Source organism: Nostoc sp. (assembly GCF_036917135.1).
Lineage (GTDB): Bacteria > Cyanobacteriota > Cyanobacteriia > Cyanobacteriales > Nostocaceae > Nostoc.
In genome coordinates, this window is the sequence record NZ_JBALEA010000010.1 from 14,036 (window position 1) to 29,861 (window position 15,826).

A 15,826-nucleotide genomic window follows, 5' to 3' on the forward strand; every position below is an offset into this window, starting at 1 on the left:
CTTTACCATCTTTGCTAATGCCTGATACTCCAATATTATCGTCTTTAACTTACCACCTAAGCGATGTCTACGACGGGCTGTTCAGCGTCGCATTAAACATCCTCTATTAACAATCCGCGTATCTTGCTGAAATCCTGATGATTGCGCGTTAACAAAACTAATTTACGAGATAGTGCGTAGGCGAAGCCCGTCGTAGACATCGCCGAATAGCCCGTCGTAGACATCGCAGTAAAAGAAGTAGACTGTTGTTGCGATCGCACTCACTCGACAATAGAATAGGCAATCGCATTAAATCGTCCAATCCTCTATTAACAATCCGGGTATTTTGTCAAAATCCCTTTTATCAACAATGACAATCAATCGCAACCACTATATTGTCTTGATATTGGCGTAAAAGACTTCGGAACTTTTCTAGCCATTCTTCATTAGACTTTCCTTCACGATCGTGCCACTTTCCATCAGGCGTAACGATAGCGTATGAAACTAAGTCAGACATTAGGGCAGAGATAGGACGAATATTGTCTTCTGATTGCACAATATCTAGCCCGTATCGATGTTGAAATTCTTCTGGATTGAGATTGTAATGCTGCTCCTTACCCCAAATTATGCCATCATACTGACCACCAATAGCAAATCCGTCACATTTTGCTTGCAAGGATGGATTATCTTCATCCGTTTCAAAATATGGCAGCATCAATTCTTTAGCCTTTTTGCTTGGGTTTGGTTCTGTGCGATCAACAATCACAAGTGTTAGAAAATGGCTCATCTTTCAGTACGTTAAATTGTGGTTATCATTGTTCCAAAAAATACGTTATAAATCATGTAATTTTCAATGATGGTTTTATCTAAGTTTAAGCTTTGCATTATTCCTTCCAAGGATCACACAATTTAACTACTGAATTGCTGAACAATTGTCTGCACAATTGCCAAAATAGCTCCGACATTATCCAAGTAATATCTTTGCTTATCAAGCAAAGCCACTTTTTGTGAAAGTTGAAGAAACTGCCAAACTTCTCCTGTTGTCACGCATCCATACACAGGTATTTCTGCTTGTCCAGATGAACGATTGAATAAATCCGCCGCCACCATTTGCGCGATGCACTGTCCTAACCCAGCTTCAACATCATTTTTCTTCGCTTCCACAACAGTGATAATTGGGCTACGCAACGGTGGTAAAGGTGGAGCCATTGCTAAAATAAAATCACATTCCCCAATCAATCCCTGTGCAGGATCAATGTCAAGTCTTTGTCCAGAGAAAATAGCCAAGCTATCTTGGCTCAGATCCCGACAGGTTAGTAAAATCGGTACAATAATAAATTCGCTCCGAGCCTTTTCACTAATCAGAGCTAATTGGGTTCGCTTTCCTAAAGTTTCATTTAACCACGAAGGAATAGAAAGAGGTACAAGCTTGGGAAACAAATCGGCTTCTTGGGTGGTGATTCCCAAAACAGCCGCAACTTTTTCTAGAGTAAAATCGCTGTACGCCATAGTTTTGCCTCAGGATGCTTAATACACTTGAGGGACAAAGAACTGCTCATTGCGGGGGGCGCGAACATAATCTTCAGCTACCGGTCTAGACGGAAGTTCTAAGGGAGGAGGTGTCATATCTTCGTAAGGAACTTTGCTCAACAAATGATGAATGCAGTTGAGCCGCGCCCGTCTTTTATCATCTGCTTCAATGGTAAACCAGGGAGCTTCTGGAATATTTGTGTAAGCAAACATGGTATCTTTGGCTTTAGAATATTCTACCCAGCGATCGCGTGATTCCAAATCCATTGGGCTGAGTTTCCAACGCCTTGCTGGATCGTGACTGCGAGAAAGAAAGCGTTTTTCTTGTTCTTCATCGCTGACGGAGAACCAATACTTAATTAAAACAATGCCCGATCGCACCAGCATTCGTTCAAATTCTGGGCAAGATTGCATGAATTCTTGATATTCTGCTTCGGTACAAAAATCCATTACCCGTTCAACTCCGGCTCGATTGTACCAACTGCGATCGAAGAGAATAATTTCACCTGCTGCCGGCAGATGTTGCACGTAACGCTGAAAATACCACTGAGTTTTCTCGCGATCGGAGGGGGTTCCCAGTGCCACTACACGACAGCCGCGAGGATTGAGTGGATCGGCAATGCGTTTAATTACTCCTCCTTTGCCGGCAGCATCGCGCCCTTCAAAGATGACGACAACCCGATAGCCAGTGTGCTTAATCCAGTATTGCATTTTGACTAGCTCAATCTGGAGTTGCTCTAGTTCAGTTTCAAAAGTCTTTTTGGGAATTTTCTTGGCAAAAGCTTCTGTGCTACCATCAAAAATACGTTTTGATTTTTTAGGTTTTTTCTTATCTTTTGCCTTTACTAGCTTCTCTACTAAGTCTGTAGCGGTTTGAACTAGATCATTATTTTGCTGGTTTTCAACTTCATCAATTGACATCGCTGTTACCCCATGCCATTGAATCGGCATAATTTAGAGTTTATCTATCAAGTATATATTTTAATCCGAACTCAGTGTAAATATACAATGAGAAGGAGCGATATACAAGAACCAGTCATAGACATCGCCCTAACTCGCTAAACTGAATATGAACTTGTAAAGTAATTAGAAATTATGTCTTATAGTCAGTTTACAAATATCAGTAAAGTTAAAGAAGCTTTCGGGTTAAAAACACAGGAGGGTGGGCGATTTCTTCCTGTCACGAAACCTATCGAAGCATCTGCTACACTGACTGCATATCTTGAAGAAAGTCTACCACTTGTTTCTTCAGCAAGTGAAAAAGCGCGTTCAGAAGGAATTATTTACCCAGTATTATTAGAAGTTAGACGGATATTAAATCGGCAAATTAGTTTATTTTCTGGGGAAGATTTTACAGTTGATGAGGCAGTTGGACTTAATGGAATGTGTGATTTCCTTTTGAGTCGTTCGCCGGAAGTGCTAGAAATTGAAGCACCATGCATTGTGATTGTGGAAGCAAAAAAAGCTGATTTAAGAACTGGGTTTGGACAATGTATTGCCGAAATGGTTGCAGCACAAAGATTCAACGCCGCCAAAAATCGTCTAGTTCCGGTAATATATGGTTCCATTAGCAGTGGTACGCAATGGCGATTTCTGAAACTGGAGGATAATACTGTCACTATTGATTTGATGGATTATCCCCTTCCACCTGTAGAACAAATTATAGGATTTTTAGTTTGGATGCTTGAAAATGGTTGATAGATTGGTAAGCAGAGAGAGAAGAGACATTCTTCTTTCCCTGCTCTCTTTGGTGAATATTTGCCCTGTTTATTGAGGATTCATCCGAATCAAGTCTGTTAAAATACTATCTAAGCTACCGTTAACTTGAATGCGATCGATCTTCTCTGCAATCCTCTCTAATACTTCCAGTTCTTTTAAACGCAATGCAACGGGGTTATCCTCCATCACTTTCGCTGTGTTTAGCATACTGCGAGTAGCAGCAGTTTCTTCTCTACGTCTGACTACGTTGGCTTGAGCGGTTTTTTCTGCCTCCACTACTTTGCTCAAGATAGCTTTAATTTCACCAGGTAAAATAATATCTTTGACACCTACAGAATCTACTTCAATTCCATAGTCTGCGGCTTTCTGGCGAATGTATTCAGAGATGCTTCGATCAATTGCACCTTTATCTTCCAATAAACCATCTAAGTTGCGTTCGCCAACAGCACCACGCAAAGCAAATTGTAATTCTTTGTACAAGAACCCAGAAATATCTGATAACCCGTTTTTTGCCCTCAATGGGTCTTGGATGCGGAAGCCTGCGGTCAAATTCAACCGCAGAGGTACTTTATCTTTAGAGAGAATGTCTTGACCGGATACTTCCATGTTTTGTAGTCTCAAGTCAATGGTTTCGGTTTGAAAAGAGCGGCCAAATAACCACCAAGCGTGTACTCCTGGCGATCGCTGTCCTTGAAACTCTTGATTAATGTATACTAGTCCCACGTGCTGGGCCAGAACTTGACAAATATGCAAACAGTTACGACTGAGCAATTTCACTTCTGTTGAACCCTCAACTAACTCAGCCACTAAGTTAGGCTGTAACTGAGCATCAGCGCTGATATCGAGAATTTCCACTTCGACACCTTGCCAAAATAGCTTGCGGCTTGTAGGCGGCAAAATAGAAATCACTTTACCCCGATATCGGACAATTGCAACTTGCGAAGTCAGTAATTGCACGGTTTTACAGTAAGCAGCAATAAAATCGGGATGTTTTTCAATGAGTACGTCTTCCAGGGGAAAATCTGGGTTAGGGATAATTCGGCTGAGAGTTCGGACTGTAACATCTCTATCTACCGACCAAAAAGCATACTCTCCTGATTCTAGAGGTCGCACAAAATTATTTTGCAGATATAGCAAACCAATCTCAGACTCGGAGATTTGGAACTTCTTCAGTCCATTTAAGGTAACTGAGCGCAATTGCTGCACAAAGGAACTAGGTAATTCTAAGCTTTCTTCTAAGTTGAAGAGATGAGATTCTACCTCAATAAAACCACGCCAAAAAGCTCGTAATTGATTTGGTGCAACACTTACCCAATTCTGACCACAACAGACTAAAGCAGCTTGGTTGAATGCAGTTCTGATAATCAATAAATGTTCTCGCAGTTCGGCTTCGTGACTTCGCAACAACAATTCTAGGTTTTCAATTTGAGCTTGTGGCTGATTGAGATCATAAATTTTGACTTGCCAGTGCCGACCAAAATATGTATGTGTACCCGGCTGCAAAATTTTCTTAAAGTCGCTGCGGTGATATAAGATGCCAATTTCGTTAAGTTTTATATAAAATGTTTGCCACAGAGTAATTTGCATAAATAATTTGTGTGATACCTTCAACCAGTTAAGAAGATTTGATAAAAACATTTATAACCTTGCTTGAACTCAAATACCACCTATGTCTCACAGATCAAGTCCTGGAGTAGACAAAGGCTAAAGGATTGGTTTTAGCTTCTTGTACTACTATATACTACAAAAGATTTATTTACTCTGCCAGTGCAGGTTTACAGTTCCGGTGCGGGCAAAAGCTTCTCCAAAGCTGGATTAAGATTGCTGTTACTTTTTCTAAACTACTCAATGGCAATTTAGAAAAGAACCACGCTCAAATATGCCGTTGGCTTTGTCAATCTAGAATCCCAAAGGAAAACTAGATGTAAAAAACGAAGGGACATATTGCAAAGGCTATTTCGTTGGGAGTATTATATTCAGCTAAACCATGCGATCGCAAAAGTGCTAAATTATCAGTTTGCAACCTTTCTAGATTGCTTTCAGTCGCTAATGGGGTAGTGCTGAGATTTTTGCTGTACATAATACAAAATATTTTTTACTCTGCTAATGCAAGTGTTTACAGTTTAGGTGTGGGCAAAAGCTTCTCCAAAGCTGGATTAAGATTGCTGTTACTTTTCTTCGACTGCTCAATGGCAATCTAGGAAAAAGAACCGCGCTCAAATATGCCGTTCGATTGCCAATCTAGAATCTTGAAGGAAAACTAGATGTAGGAAACGAAGGGACATACTCAAGTTAGGGAAAAATGCAGTTGCGCTTGCTCCTTGACTGTGGCTACCGATCATTACCCTTACGAGTGATGACCGACAGCAGAACACTTGCACCGCAGAGTTGAGAAAAGGAGGGGTCTCGAATCTGTTAAGATCCGTACCATATTGGCTACCTTGGAAGGGTATTGTCTTTTAACCCGGACAGGGTTGGGTGAAAGTATAGGAATCGAACCTACAACACATCGATTATGAGTCGATTGCTCTACCAATTGAGCTAACTTCTTGGGGTTTGATACAGGATTTGAACCTGTGACGCATCGATTATGAGTCGATTGCTCTGCCAATTGAGCTAATCAAACGATATAGTTTAAACTACTCGGCGGTATACGCTAATGCAAAAGCTTGGCGCACCAGTTAGGCATATAGAACCTAAGCTATAGCTTTGTAACTTTTTGACTATCCCAGTTCAAATTTAGCACAGGAAAAACTATCTGTGGTAGGGGCACAAGCAATGCTTGTGCGTGTCAAATGAAAGCGGCTACACAAACATAGACGCTTTGCGGCTTCCCGCAGGGTAGTCCGCCTCTGCGGACTAAAGAAAAATTGAGTGTTTGAAACCCAGGTCGGTGGGTAAAGCCTTGTGTAGACGCGGTTTATAACCCCCCTTTTCATTTACCTGGAAATAGCTGTGATTTATTCTTTGGGAATCCCTAGATGTTCTCTCAAATCAACGTAAGGTGTTCTATTGCTTTTACTCAGGGGTTGGTGCCAAGCCAGAAGATTATTTAGCGCTTGCACGCTATCTTCATTAGGTTTAAGGGTCAATATCAAGTTTTCACAACGTCCACTAACTTGATTTGCGGTGCAAACCACATTTTGTCCATTCATTTTGCCGACAGTAATAAACTTCAGTTCTCTGTTGCGGCGGTAAGTTTCCAAGCGGTGGCTCACGTCTTGGCAACGCGTCAGTTTATTGTAGCCAGCATCTCTGAAGTAATTAGAAGTCCAGCGAATCCAAGGCTCGGTAACACCTCTAGGATTTGTGTACACAGTTACAGGTTTGTTTCCTGATGTGTCACAATAAAATCCTCGCGGACTTTCAGCTTGACTTGGCTGGTTGATGGTTGCAGTTGCACCGAGAGCGATCGCACCTGCAACTAAAACATTTGTTAATGATGCCAATTTCATGAGTATCTCTCAAATATTAAGTAAAAAGTTTTTATTTGCCTTGCATTTGATACTCTCCCTACTTCTAGTCAGGAGATGATAAGAAGATTTTGCTTCTTATATGACAATTGCTTGGGGTTTTAGGCGTTTTTACTTATATACATAATGAGCGGCAACCCACTTGCGACCATGATTTGTTTTTTCCCAATGTGCAGAAACTAACACTTTCTTTTTGGCTGGTGGCGTATAACGCCTAGCTTGTGGTGGTTTTTGTGCTATTATTTGAGCAGGTCTATTAGGACTATGGTGATTAACAATAACCTGTGATGCTGAGGCTTGTGAAGGAATAGAAGTAACAGCAAATGGTAAAAGAAGCGCTACACCAGCAAGAATTTGTTTGATATTCATGATTAAATCTCCTTTAGTAAACTGCATGATTAAAGTTCAGTAAACCTTAATCTGGTTGATGTCTCATGTTTATAAGGATATGATTTTAAACAGCTATACACTAGTGATAAAAGTAACTAGTTAAATTATGACTTAAGTAATATCTCATGTCTGAATTTATTAATGTCATATACTCCTGAAGGTGGAGATTAAATGGCTGTGATGCTGTTAGAGTAATAATCCTAAATGAGTTATGAACAGAAAGATCCCCGACTTCTTCAAGAAGTCGGGGATCTTTCTGTGTGTGGAGAGCAAATCAAATAGGATTGCTGCACTAAGAAAAACGAAAACGCTAGCACTTAGGGACTGACAAGAAATAAATTATCCATTTTGTGGGGTGGGCAACATGAGCGCTCTAAATTTGGGATGGGTGTCCCCACCCGTCCCACAAAAAATTTGGGATGTTTTTTTATTTGGAATTCCCTTATTTATAATGGTTTTTAACTAAATATCGTCTGACTTAAGTCGCAACATATCACGCATAAAAATTACCAGTCTTGGATAGGTTCGATAAAATTCTTTTTCGTTATTGAACTGGTGACTTTCATCAAAGACATTGTTAAGCTAAACCACATCTAGTTTGCATAATTTGAAATTGTACATTTCTTGTGGGGTGGGCGTCTCGCCCGCCCAATATATGCAAGTTAAATGTGGAACAGCTTACCAGTAGATATTTCAAAAATATCCATTTCACAAGTTCCTGACTCCCAAACTGTTACTCTACCAAGATGTAATGAACTCTCAAAGTCAAGACGCATAGCTGAATTATCACTGGGTTCACAGTAGGTCAGTGTATATTTCAGCCGAAAAGCAGCGAAACGCGATCTTAATCCTGATTGAAATCGGTCAAAACCTCGTTCTAAAATTAGCTGTGTGAGTGGATTTAGATTCATTCCCGATATTGAAAGCAAGCCTCAATTTAACTTATTATCACGATTCATCCTTGTGGCTCAGTCTGGAAAAGCTAGACCAGTCATGGGGTCACGGATATACAACCCTAGCGTGAGACTACGCATTGCTTCATCCCAAATGGGTATTAATTGTTCTGCTTGATCTGCCCAATAATCGAATGTAATCAAGCACTGAACATTTGACCCCAAACCGATGCAAGTCCGCGAAAAAGCTTCTCGTGGTTCTTCTTGAGTGTCAATAAACTTGATCTCTGTCCAGACAATTCTGGCAGTTTGGCGCTTAATGGTAACAACTTCTCCCTTGGAAATGACGTTGCGACTGTCGTCTTCCATAATTTTCTTCAAGGTAGATTTTAGCGGAAACTGGCTCCAGTCGTTGGGTGGTAGGCGGTTGAAAGATACTTCTAAGCAGCAGTCGTCGTTGGGTGGTTTTTTATCCATGAACTTGAAAGATTTTTCTTGTGGCTCAAAAACCCAATTCTGGGGAACATTGAAGCGAACAGCGCCTCGATCGGCGACAAAAATTTTGTAGCCTGATGGAGATTCCCAGCGATGGTCAGGTTTTAGTTCAAGAGTTTCCTTAATCCACTGGAGATTGCTTTTTTTACGCTTTGCCATAGTGTTTTTGTGATCTCTGTTGAAGAGGGCGTAACCCATCGTAGATATCGCCGAAGTTAGGTAATAGGCGATCGCTTACTTTGTTAATGTTATCAAATTCCTAGTATTGCTAAAGTATGTTGTTGCAAAGGCGTAACGTACTACATCTCGTACTGCATGGGGATTTGTGTTGGGTGTAATTACCCCTCAACAAGTTACTTTTATAAAGTAATTGCCCCACCAGGCTATTGTGAGACTTTGTAATGACCGACACAAAACAACACATTGCATAGCAGAACGTTTTATTCCTTTGGGCAAGCATCAGACACACCATAAACATAGGTAGCTTTGTATCCTTTTGTCTCATTTTTACGAGCATATCCAAATTTCATTTGTTCGTTAGTTCTGACAAATACTCCTTCTACCCATTTTTCTGATTGGGTGCTTGCCCTGCGAACAGATAAGTGATCTATGGGAATACAGAAGACGAGTTGGGAGATATGACAGAACACATGTTAATGGCAGTGGCAACTCGATATGGCAAAAGCAGTGTAGAGTACGGTATGGCGGGAGGAATTCCTAAGAACCAGCGCCGGAAGGGACTGCGAGGCGAGTCGCCAACTACCAGTGATGAGCAACCGTCATTCGTTGCTAGTGTGGAAAGCAAGAATGGAAAGAAACCAGCAGCGACAAGTTAGAATATGCGCTATTACTCGAAATTTTGTCAGCAATGCCAAATCATTATAAAAGGTTGTTTAAAAAGTAATTTGTTGTGATTTTGGGCACTTGTTGATCCCCCCTAACCCCCCTTAAAAAAGGGGGGAACTGGAATCTAAATCCCCCAATTTATCGGGGGATTTTAGGGGGATCTAGAACCTGACTTTTCACGTTATGTGGAAAAGCCATTTAAATCCCCAACTCCAACTGTCTTTAATTTTGAAGTAATGAGTAATAAGTAATGAGTAATACTCATTACTTATTACTCATTACTTATTACTCATTACTTATTACTTATTACTTATTATCCTTAACCCAAGCGTATTGTCTTATAAAGACTTTATCCGTTCTACACCACCCCATATTTCAAAGAGTCGTTTAGTTTCAGTTTCTATTTCTGAAGTTGTTCTTGGCTGTCCATTCCCGGAACCTGGAAAAACAACATAAACGAGATTCTTGGGAATTCCTCGCCTGACTCTTGAACCCACCAATGGATCATTTCCAAGAGCTTGAGACAGAGCTATTGAACCCTCTCCAATCTGGTTTTTCGGACCAACATCAGCGTAGATTGCAAAAGCAAGTTTTTCGTTATTAGTGTTGTAAACAACTGCAAAATCTCCTAATTTAACGCCTGTAACCTTTTTAAAATCACCATTTCCCGGAAGAACAATATATGAAATCTTTGTTGAATCAACATACCGATGTGGATCATGTTTTACACATCTAGAGTCGAATAATGCAGTTGTAGAAATATAGTATCCGGGACATGGATCAGTACTACGCTGAATAAAGGGATTATCGTCTCTATCTACAGCTAGTGCCCACCAGTTATCTGAATACCCAGCATTTGCCAAAAAATCAATCCCTATATCTTCTGGGTGATAAGCATTAGGCGCACCATCAGCATTAATGCTCATACCTGCTTCATAGAAAAATGCAGATTCTCTATCTGCCTGGAGAATAGAAATTTCACCAATTTCAAGAAGAGTCTTAATAGAAAAGATTGTGATTGGATTAAGAAATTTATGAGAGACAAAACCTTCTAAAATTTTTCCTTCGAGAATAGTTGCAACTTTCCACCACTTTTCATTATCCAAATTTTCGATTTTAGATACGATATGCGCTTTTGGAAGAACTGCTATTCGATTAGTGTCGTCAACAATAGGTGCTGAACGTATATTCAAGCTATCTGATGTTACTTGGAATTGCTGCATAGATTACTCCAAATTTAAAAACTGAACTTATAAAACTACATTAATAGTATCAATTAGAAAACGCGTCGTCACTGGTGGAACCCACTATATTCGCAATCATAATCTATCATCTTGATAAATTTGCAAAATTGGGATGCTCCCACTGAACTTATATATTCTTTGAAAACTACCAAATAACCTTGGGCTTTGCGACAAGTCACTCTAAAACTGGATTGATAACCGCTAGATCCCCGACTTATTTAAGAAGTCGGGATCTGGGCAGCAACTTTTGCTTAAGTAAGTACCATTCCAGCCAACAACTGCCTGTGATTTAACAAAAAAATTTAAACAGGCGTGAGTATGTGGACATTTTGGGAACTATAGAACCAAATCAAATTAGCACAACTTCCAGTTGCCAGCAATGAAAACTCACTATCTCAGGAAAGGTAAAGCATTCTCATTACAGATTGTTCTTGTTGTTCCCTTTGTGATCCAAATTTTTGGAGCTGTTAGTTTAGTGGGTTATTTGTCTTTTAAAAATGGACAAAGAGCAGTTAACGACCTAGCAGAACAGTTAATAGATCGTACCACTGAGGTAGTGGATGAACACCTAAAGTCTTATCTTTCCATTCCGCAAACCCTGAATCAAATAAATGCAGATGCCATCCGCAGGGGAATACTGGATGTGCGGGATCGTCAAACCCTTAGTAAGTATTTCTGGGATCAGATGCAGGCATATAACCTAACTTATATTGGTATTGGACTCACAACGGGTGAGGGGCTGGGAGCGGCTCGTTATGATGGCAAGACGATCACCATTGATGATTGGACTGGCAAGCTGACCAATAATACTTCCACTTATGCCACAGATAATCAAGGTAATCGAACTCAGATCAATGCTCGGTGGACTTGGAACAATTTCAGTGAATCTTGGTATACCCAACCCATTGCTGCTGGTAAACCGATTTGGGCAAAAATTGTCACTGCAAATTTTCCAACAGGCCCTTATATCAGCGCTTCTGCCAGTCGTCCAATTTATGATTCGCAAAATCGCTTACTAGGAATGATAGCAACGGACATTCACCTGCTGAAACTCAGCGATTTTTTACGCAGTTTAAATATTAGTCAGTCTGGGAGGGTGTTTCTTTTGGAGCGAGATGGCACATTAATTGCCAGTTCCGGTACAGAGAAGCCTTTTGTCCTCGTCAATCAAAAGATCCAGCGATTGCAGGCCATCCATAGCTCTGACCCAATTATACAGAACATTGCCAGACGCCTCCAAACCTCCGGGTTTGGGTCTATTACCCAAGATACAGATTTTCAACTTGAAGTGCAAGGAAAACGGCATTTTGTCGATGTTTTACCTTGGCGTGACAAGTATGGTTTAAATTGGCTGATGGTGGTGAGTGTGCCAGAAAACACCTTCATGGCGCAAATTAACGCCAACACACGCACCACCATCGCCCTTTGTTTTGGCGCATTAGTCATTGCCTCGGTGATGGGCGTGTTTACTTCTCATTGGATTGTACGCCCGATTCTCCGCCTAAATCGGGCAAGCGAGGCAATGGCATCCGGCAATTTAGCTCAGACAGTAAAAACTAGCAGCATTCAAGAACTTAATACCCTGTTCAACTCTTTCAACCAGATGGCAGGACAATTGCACGAATCTTTTACTGCCTTAGAGAAAAGTAAGGAAGAACTAGAAAACCGGGTAGAAGAACGCACTAATGAACTAAAAAATACATTAGGGGAATTGCAGCGCACTCAATCTCAAGTTATTCAAAGTGAAAAAATGTCTAGTTTGGGACAACTAGTTGCGGGAGTCGCACACGAAATTAATAATCCAGTCAACTTTATTCATGGCAACCTCGAATATATGGAACAATATACCGAAGATTTATTAGCAATTGTGCAGTTGTATCAGCAGTATAATCCCAACCCTGCTGCTGAAATTCAAATCGCTGCTGAAGATATCGATCTGGAGTTTTTGCAGAAAGACTTGCCAAAAATGTTGTCTTCGATGAAAGTAGGCACCGAGCGGATTCGCCAAATTGTATTGTCGCTGCGAAACTTTTCCCGCATCGACGAAGCGGAATTCAAAAGCGTTGATATTCATGAGGGCATCGACAGTACCTTGATGATTTTGCAACACCGCCTCAAAGCTAAATCAGAACAAACTGAAATTGAGGTGATCAAAGACTACGGCGCTGTACCGCTAGTAGAATGCTATGCCGGACAACTCAACCAGGTATTTATGAATATTTTAGTGAATGCCATTGATGCCTTAGAAGAAAATAATACTAAGCGTACCTATCAGGAAATCGAGGACAATCCCAGTCAAATTAAGATTCGCACATCGGTAGTTAATTCAACGTGGTTAGAAGTTGCGATCGCTGATAACGGAATTGGGATTTCTCAAGAATTTCAGCAACGAATATTCGATCCTTTTTTCACCACCAAACCCATTGGCAAAGGCACCGGAATGGGTATGTCTATTAGCTACCAAATAATCACACAAAAACATCGCGGTAAACTAGAGTGCTTCTCAAATTCTGGTACAGGAACCGAGTTTATCATTCAGATTCCTCTGCGGCTAAAGGTTGATGAAGTGGTTTAACATGGTTTTACGGCGTATGTCTGATATTTAATTGTTCTAACTTTTGTCTAATCAAAATTTTAACTTCTTCAATCTCTGCATTTGATTTTGGGATGTCAAAAGTCTCTGGAGAGGCTTCAGAAGTAAAGCGGTCAACAAAGGCACGAAATGCTGCTTAGTTAGAAGTCAGATCGATAACGCACCCATCATGATTTACACATTCAAGTTTTACAAGTTATTTTGCAACAGTTCTAGAACATGTTGCCAAGCATCAGGAGCAGCTTCGGGATTGTACATTGGGTTCTGAGTTAGAAATGGGTATTGGTCTTTGAAAAATCCGGCGAAGAATCCGTGTCCGGCGTCATATCGAAATACACGATGATTGATTTGATGTTTTTTTAGTTCTGCCTCAATTTCCTCGTTTTCCTCCTGAGAAATTAACGAATCTCTTGTACCAAAAAATGTGTAGATAGTACCTTGAATTTCCGGGGTGCGATTAATGGTTGGAGTGTCTTCGCCATAACTATAAGTAGTAATTCCACCACCGTAAAACGAAGCTGTTGCTTTGATATCGGGTAAAGTTGCAGCTATATAAGCAACATGACCACCAAAACAGAAACCAATGACACCGATCGCATCATCTTTGACATTGGGTAGAGATTTTAAGTAAGTAATGGTAGCTTTAATATCGCTTAAAATTTCTTGATACTTTACTTGTTGATAGTATTGCAACCCAAGCTGATATGCTTCTGGACTATAGCCAGCATCTTCTGGGCTAAAGTCAGCCTCAAAACCGGGAGCAGTACGTTGATACATCGCTGGGGCGATCGCTACATAACCTTGTTTGGCGATTAGTTCAGTAATATCTCGAATATTACGATTGATTCCAAAAATTTCGGGAAAAACGATAACTGCGCCAAAGGTTCCGTTTTGTGCTGGTTGAGCTAAGTAAGCATCGATTTCTAAGCCATTGTTAGGTACTTTGACATAGGAGGTGTTAATTTCGATATTTGTTGTTTCTAGCATCTTTGTTTCGGCTGATTTTATACCAACTCATCTATTTTGACTGGTTTTCGACACAGACGGGCACAAACATCAGAAGTATTGTTCTCTTCACCTCAACCATGACTTTACAGCTATGAGCAAACCAGATGAATTTCTAACTTTTGAATAGATCCCATCTCAAACTTCTGGAAGATTCCAATGATTTTTGATTTGTGCGACCTTACATAAAGTAAGCATAAAGACTCAAAATTAATAACCACAAGAAAAAACAATGCCAGATCAAAGTTTTAGAACAAATATTCCAGAAGTTGACCCAACAGAGATTGAAGATACTCGAACTGCGATCGCCGACGAACATCGTTCGTTTCTAGAAAAAGTCCAGGTTAAAGCCGGATTTGCAGATCCCTATGATGCCAGAGACTTTACCGAAGTTGTGTTTCGCGTCATGCGGGACTTAATGACCACAGAAGCTAGCGATCGCGTCGAGGCAGAACTGCATACAGAGGCTATACCTACAGATGAAAAAGCACTCCAGTTTGAAGTGTCCGATCTCTGGAAAGATAGCAATCCCCTTGTGAGATTTTTAAGTCGAATCCGTCAACCTTTAAGAGGCCCGGCTCCTATTGGAATTGATTCCAAGCTATTTCTAACGCGGGTTGCTAATGAAGGAGGGGTTTCAGGAACAGTCGATGCAGAACAGGCAGTTAAAGCAGTATTTTCTGCTACCAAAGACGAACTTTCCCCAGAGCGAATTCAGGAAATTGCTGGCGCACTGCCTGATTATGTACGTCAGCTTTGGGAGCAAGCTTAATTAGAAGTATAAAAAAGTCTGTTTGCGAGTAGCGATCGCAAACAGGCTTTTTCAATAGGTTTAGCCTACAGCAAACTCTGTATACTGCCTTACATGAGGTGCATGATATGCGATCACAATATCTTGCTTAGGCACTCCCTCGCTCACAAGTTGATCTGCGATCGCATCCTCCGTTCCATCATGCTGCACCCAAATCTTCCCATCTTTGATATCTATATGCAGCACACAGCCATAAATCCGGGTACTACTATCCTTCCATCCCACATGCACAAGCTGATAGTGGTCTTTTGTAGTATCAAAAATGGTTTGACTTTCTATTGGATCGCTCTCAGAACGCAACTTTCCTCGCGCCGTCAATAATTTTTGAATTAGTTCACGATACAAATTTAGCTTATCCATTCTGCAATCTCCTGTTTTTCTGTGTCGTACACCAAAAGGGGGATTTTGTTACGGATAATAACCGTTTGAATAAATGGATATCTAAAAAATCGCTTATAAACGTCGAGCGGAACTGCCAAATACAACCACCGCTCTGGATCATCATCTTCCAAAGCAATGCGGTAGTTAATAAATTGTCCAATTGCAGTATGAAACTCAGAAATTGTTGAGGCTGCTAAAAATGTTTTGATTTCAACAGCAATCTTTTTATCATCTTTTGTCGCTGCTAGCAATAGTTCCGCACCTAAATCGATATAAAAATCAACAAAACCCAAATCAATGTGGTAGGGATCGTGAGTAATTACCCATCCTTCTTTCTCAAGGGCAATCCTGACCAATGCATGAAACCTATCTCTTGCAGACATCGTAGATAGCTAACCAGAAAGATAAAGTCTTTGCCTAAATTCTATCGTTTATCTCACTCAAGCAGCATTAGGTGTAGACACATT

General features: G+C 40.6%; 16 protein-coding genes, 2 tRNA genes and 1 pseudogene. 4 read left to right on the forward strand and 15 right to left on the reverse strand.

What is annotated here, in order from left to right; translation table 11 throughout:
- Positions 1-343 precede the first annotated feature (343 nt).
- The 3 genes from V7K50_RS02120 to ppk2 all read right to left on the reverse strand — a co-directional run bounded on the left by V7K50_RS02120 (position 344) and on the right by ppk2 (position 2,460).
- Positions 344-766 (reverse strand): hypothetical protein, encoded by a 423-nt coding sequence (locus V7K50_RS02120; RefSeq protein WP_334928261.1) that lies wholly within the window; start codon positions 764-766, stop codon positions 344-346.
- A 122-nt stretch (positions 767-888) separates the two neighbouring features.
- Positions 889-1,488, reverse strand: a complete 600-nt coding sequence (locus V7K50_RS02125) for a hypothetical protein (RefSeq protein ID WP_334956805.1) — start codon at positions 1,486-1,488, stop codon at positions 889-891.
- Positions 1,489-1,506: 18 nt separating this feature from the next.
- Positions 1,507-2,460 carry a polyphosphate kinase 2 gene (ppk2, locus tag V7K50_RS02130; RefSeq protein WP_334956807.1) on the reverse strand — a complete coding sequence of 318 codons (954 nt, stop codon included), beginning with the start codon at positions 2,458-2,460 and terminating at the stop codon, positions 1,507-1,509.
- A 144-nt stretch (positions 2,461-2,604) separates the two neighbouring features.
- Here ppk2 and V7K50_RS02135 point away from each other — a divergent pair, with 144 nt between their 5' ends.
- Positions 2,605-3,207: a hypothetical protein gene (locus tag V7K50_RS02135; protein ID WP_334956809.1), complete on the forward strand. Its 603-nt coding sequence runs from the start codon at positions 2,605-2,607 to the stop codon at positions 3,205-3,207.
- 69 nt (positions 3,208-3,276) lie between these two features.
- Here V7K50_RS02135 and V7K50_RS02140 read toward each other — a convergent pair whose 3' ends face one another.
- The 8 genes from V7K50_RS02140 to V7K50_RS02175 all read right to left on the reverse strand — a co-directional run bounded on the left by V7K50_RS02140 (position 3,277) and on the right by V7K50_RS02175 (position 8,638).
- Positions 3,277-4,815 (reverse strand): slipin family protein, encoded by a 1,539-nt coding sequence (locus V7K50_RS02140; RefSeq protein WP_334956811.1) that lies wholly within the window; start codon positions 4,813-4,815, stop codon positions 3,277-3,279.
- 331 nt (positions 4,816-5,146) lie between these two features.
- On the reverse strand, positions 5,147-5,308 hold the full coding sequence (locus V7K50_RS02145; RefSeq protein WP_334956813.1) for a hypothetical protein: 162 nt from the start codon (positions 5,306-5,308) through the stop codon (positions 5,147-5,149).
- A 401-nt stretch (positions 5,309-5,709) separates the two neighbouring features.
- Positions 5,710-5,779 (reverse strand) — tRNA-Met (locus V7K50_RS02150).
- Positions 5,779-5,854, reverse strand: a tRNA-Met gene (locus V7K50_RS02155). The genes V7K50_RS02150 and V7K50_RS02155 overlap by 1 nt, the downstream gene beginning before the upstream one ends.
- Before the next feature lie 334 nt (positions 5,855-6,188).
- Positions 6,189-6,683, reverse strand: a complete 495-nt coding sequence (locus V7K50_RS02160; RefSeq protein WP_334956815.1) for a COP23 domain-containing protein — start codon at positions 6,681-6,683, stop codon at positions 6,189-6,191.
- A gap of 129 nt (positions 6,684-6,812) precedes the next feature.
- Positions 6,813-7,070 (reverse strand): hypothetical protein, encoded by a 258-nt coding sequence (locus V7K50_RS02165; protein WP_334956817.1) that lies wholly within the window; start codon positions 7,068-7,070, stop codon positions 6,813-6,815.
- Between the two features lie 683 nt (positions 7,071-7,753).
- On the reverse strand, positions 7,754-8,002 hold the full coding sequence (locus tag V7K50_RS02170) for an immunity protein TriTu family protein (protein ID WP_334956819.1): 249 nt from the start codon (positions 8,000-8,002) through the stop codon (positions 7,754-7,756).
- Between the two features lie 57 nt (positions 8,003-8,059).
- Positions 8,060-8,638: a hypothetical protein gene (locus V7K50_RS02175; protein WP_334956821.1), complete on the reverse strand. Its 579-nt coding sequence runs from the start codon at positions 8,636-8,638 to the stop codon at positions 8,060-8,062.
- 458 nt (positions 8,639-9,096) lie between these two features.
- On the opposite strand from V7K50_RS02175, the pseudogene V7K50_RS02180 reads away from it, so the two are divergent.
- Positions 9,097-9,315: pseudogene (locus V7K50_RS02180) on the forward strand (hypothetical protein); the annotation flags it as partial.
- Positions 9,316-9,663: 348 nt separating this feature from the next.
- Here the strand turns inward: V7K50_RS02180 and V7K50_RS02185 are convergent.
- Entirely contained in the window at positions 9,664-10,548 is an 885-nt protein-coding gene (locus V7K50_RS02185) for a glycoside hydrolase family 75 protein (RefSeq protein WP_334956823.1), read from the reverse strand.
- Between the two features lie 400 nt (positions 10,549-10,948).
- Between V7K50_RS02185 and V7K50_RS02190 the strand changes: the two genes are divergently transcribed.
- Positions 10,949-13,144 (forward strand): ATP-binding protein, encoded by a 2,196-nt coding sequence (locus V7K50_RS02190; protein ID WP_334956825.1) that lies wholly within the window; start codon positions 10,949-10,951, stop codon positions 13,142-13,144.
- Positions 13,145-13,351: 207 nt separating this feature from the next.
- Here V7K50_RS02190 and V7K50_RS02195 read toward each other — a convergent pair whose 3' ends face one another.
- Positions 13,352-14,149: a dienelactone hydrolase family protein gene (locus tag V7K50_RS02195; protein ID WP_334956827.1), complete on the reverse strand. Its 798-nt coding sequence runs from the start codon at positions 14,147-14,149 to the stop codon at positions 13,352-13,354.
- Between the two features lie 250 nt (positions 14,150-14,399).
- Between V7K50_RS02195 and V7K50_RS02200 the strand changes: the two genes are divergently transcribed.
- On the forward strand, positions 14,400-14,939 hold the full coding sequence (locus tag V7K50_RS02200) for a DUF2267 domain-containing protein (RefSeq protein WP_334956829.1): 540 nt from the start codon (positions 14,400-14,402) through the stop codon (positions 14,937-14,939).
- Positions 14,940-14,999: 60 nt separating this feature from the next.
- On the opposite strand, the gene V7K50_RS02205 is transcribed toward V7K50_RS02200, so the two are convergent.
- Together V7K50_RS02205 and V7K50_RS02210 are read right to left on the reverse strand one after the other, a co-directional pair.
- Entirely contained in the window at positions 15,000-15,338 is a 339-nt protein-coding gene (locus tag V7K50_RS02205) for a XisI protein (protein WP_334956831.1), read from the reverse strand.
- On the reverse strand, positions 15,326-15,742 hold the full coding sequence (locus V7K50_RS02210; RefSeq protein ID WP_334956833.1) for a XisH family protein: 417 nt from the start codon (positions 15,740-15,742) through the stop codon (positions 15,326-15,328). Before V7K50_RS02210 ends, V7K50_RS02205 begins: the two co-directional genes overlap by 13 nt.
- Between the last annotated feature and the right edge of the window lie 84 nt (positions 15,743-15,826).

Excerpts from the sequence above, each read along its gene's own strand:
- V7K50_RS02120 (WP_334928261.1), bottom strand. The coding sequence starts at position 766 with ATGAGCCATTTTCTAACACTTGTGATTGTTGATCGCACAGAACCAAAC.
- V7K50_RS02125 (WP_334956805.1), bottom strand. The coding sequence starts at position 1,488 with ATGGCGTACAGCGATTTTACTCTAGAAAAAGTTGCGGCTGTTTTGGGA.
- ppk2 (WP_334956807.1), bottom strand. The coding sequence starts at position 2,460 with ATGCCGATTCAATGGCATGGGGTAACAGCGATGTCAATTGATGAAGTT.
- V7K50_RS02135 (WP_334956809.1), top strand. The coding sequence starts at position 2,605 with ATGTCTTATAGTCAGTTTACAAATATCAGTAAAGTTAAAGAAGCTTTC.
- V7K50_RS02140 (WP_334956811.1), bottom strand. The coding sequence starts at position 4,815 with ATGCAAATTACTCTGTGGCAAACATTTTATATAAAACTTAACGAAATT.
- V7K50_RS02145 (WP_334956813.1), bottom strand. The coding sequence starts at position 5,308 with ATGTACAGCAAAAATCTCAGCACTACCCCATTAGCGACTGAAAGCAAT.
- V7K50_RS02160 (WP_334956815.1), bottom strand. The coding sequence starts at position 6,683 with ATGAAATTGGCATCATTAACAAATGTTTTAGTTGCAGGTGCGATCGCT.
- V7K50_RS02165 (WP_334956817.1), bottom strand. The coding sequence starts at position 7,070 with ATGAATATCAAACAAATTCTTGCTGGTGTAGCGCTTCTTTTACCATTT.
- V7K50_RS02170 (WP_334956819.1), bottom strand. The coding sequence starts at position 8,002 with ATGAATCTAAATCCACTCACACAGCTAATTTTAGAACGAGGTTTTGAC.
- V7K50_RS02175 (WP_334956821.1), bottom strand. The coding sequence starts at position 8,638 with ATGGCAAAGCGTAAAAAAAGCAATCTCCAGTGGATTAAGGAAACTCTT.
- V7K50_RS02185 (WP_334956823.1), bottom strand. The coding sequence starts at position 10,548 with ATGCAGCAATTCCAAGTAACATCAGATAGCTTGAATATACGTTCAGCA.
- V7K50_RS02190 (WP_334956825.1), top strand. The coding sequence starts at position 10,949 with ATGAAAACTCACTATCTCAGGAAAGGTAAAGCATTCTCATTACAGATT.
- V7K50_RS02195 (WP_334956827.1), bottom strand. The coding sequence starts at position 14,149 with ATGCTAGAAACAACAAATATCGAAATTAACACCTCCTATGTCAAAGTA.
- V7K50_RS02200 (WP_334956829.1), top strand. The coding sequence starts at position 14,400 with ATGCCAGATCAAAGTTTTAGAACAAATATTCCAGAAGTTGACCCAACA.
- V7K50_RS02205 (WP_334956831.1), bottom strand. The coding sequence starts at position 15,338 with ATGGATAAGCTAAATTTGTATCGTGAACTAATTCAAAAATTATTGACG.
- V7K50_RS02210 (WP_334956833.1), bottom strand. The coding sequence starts at position 15,742 with ATGTCTGCAAGAGATAGGTTTCATGCATTGGTCAGGATTGCCCTTGAG.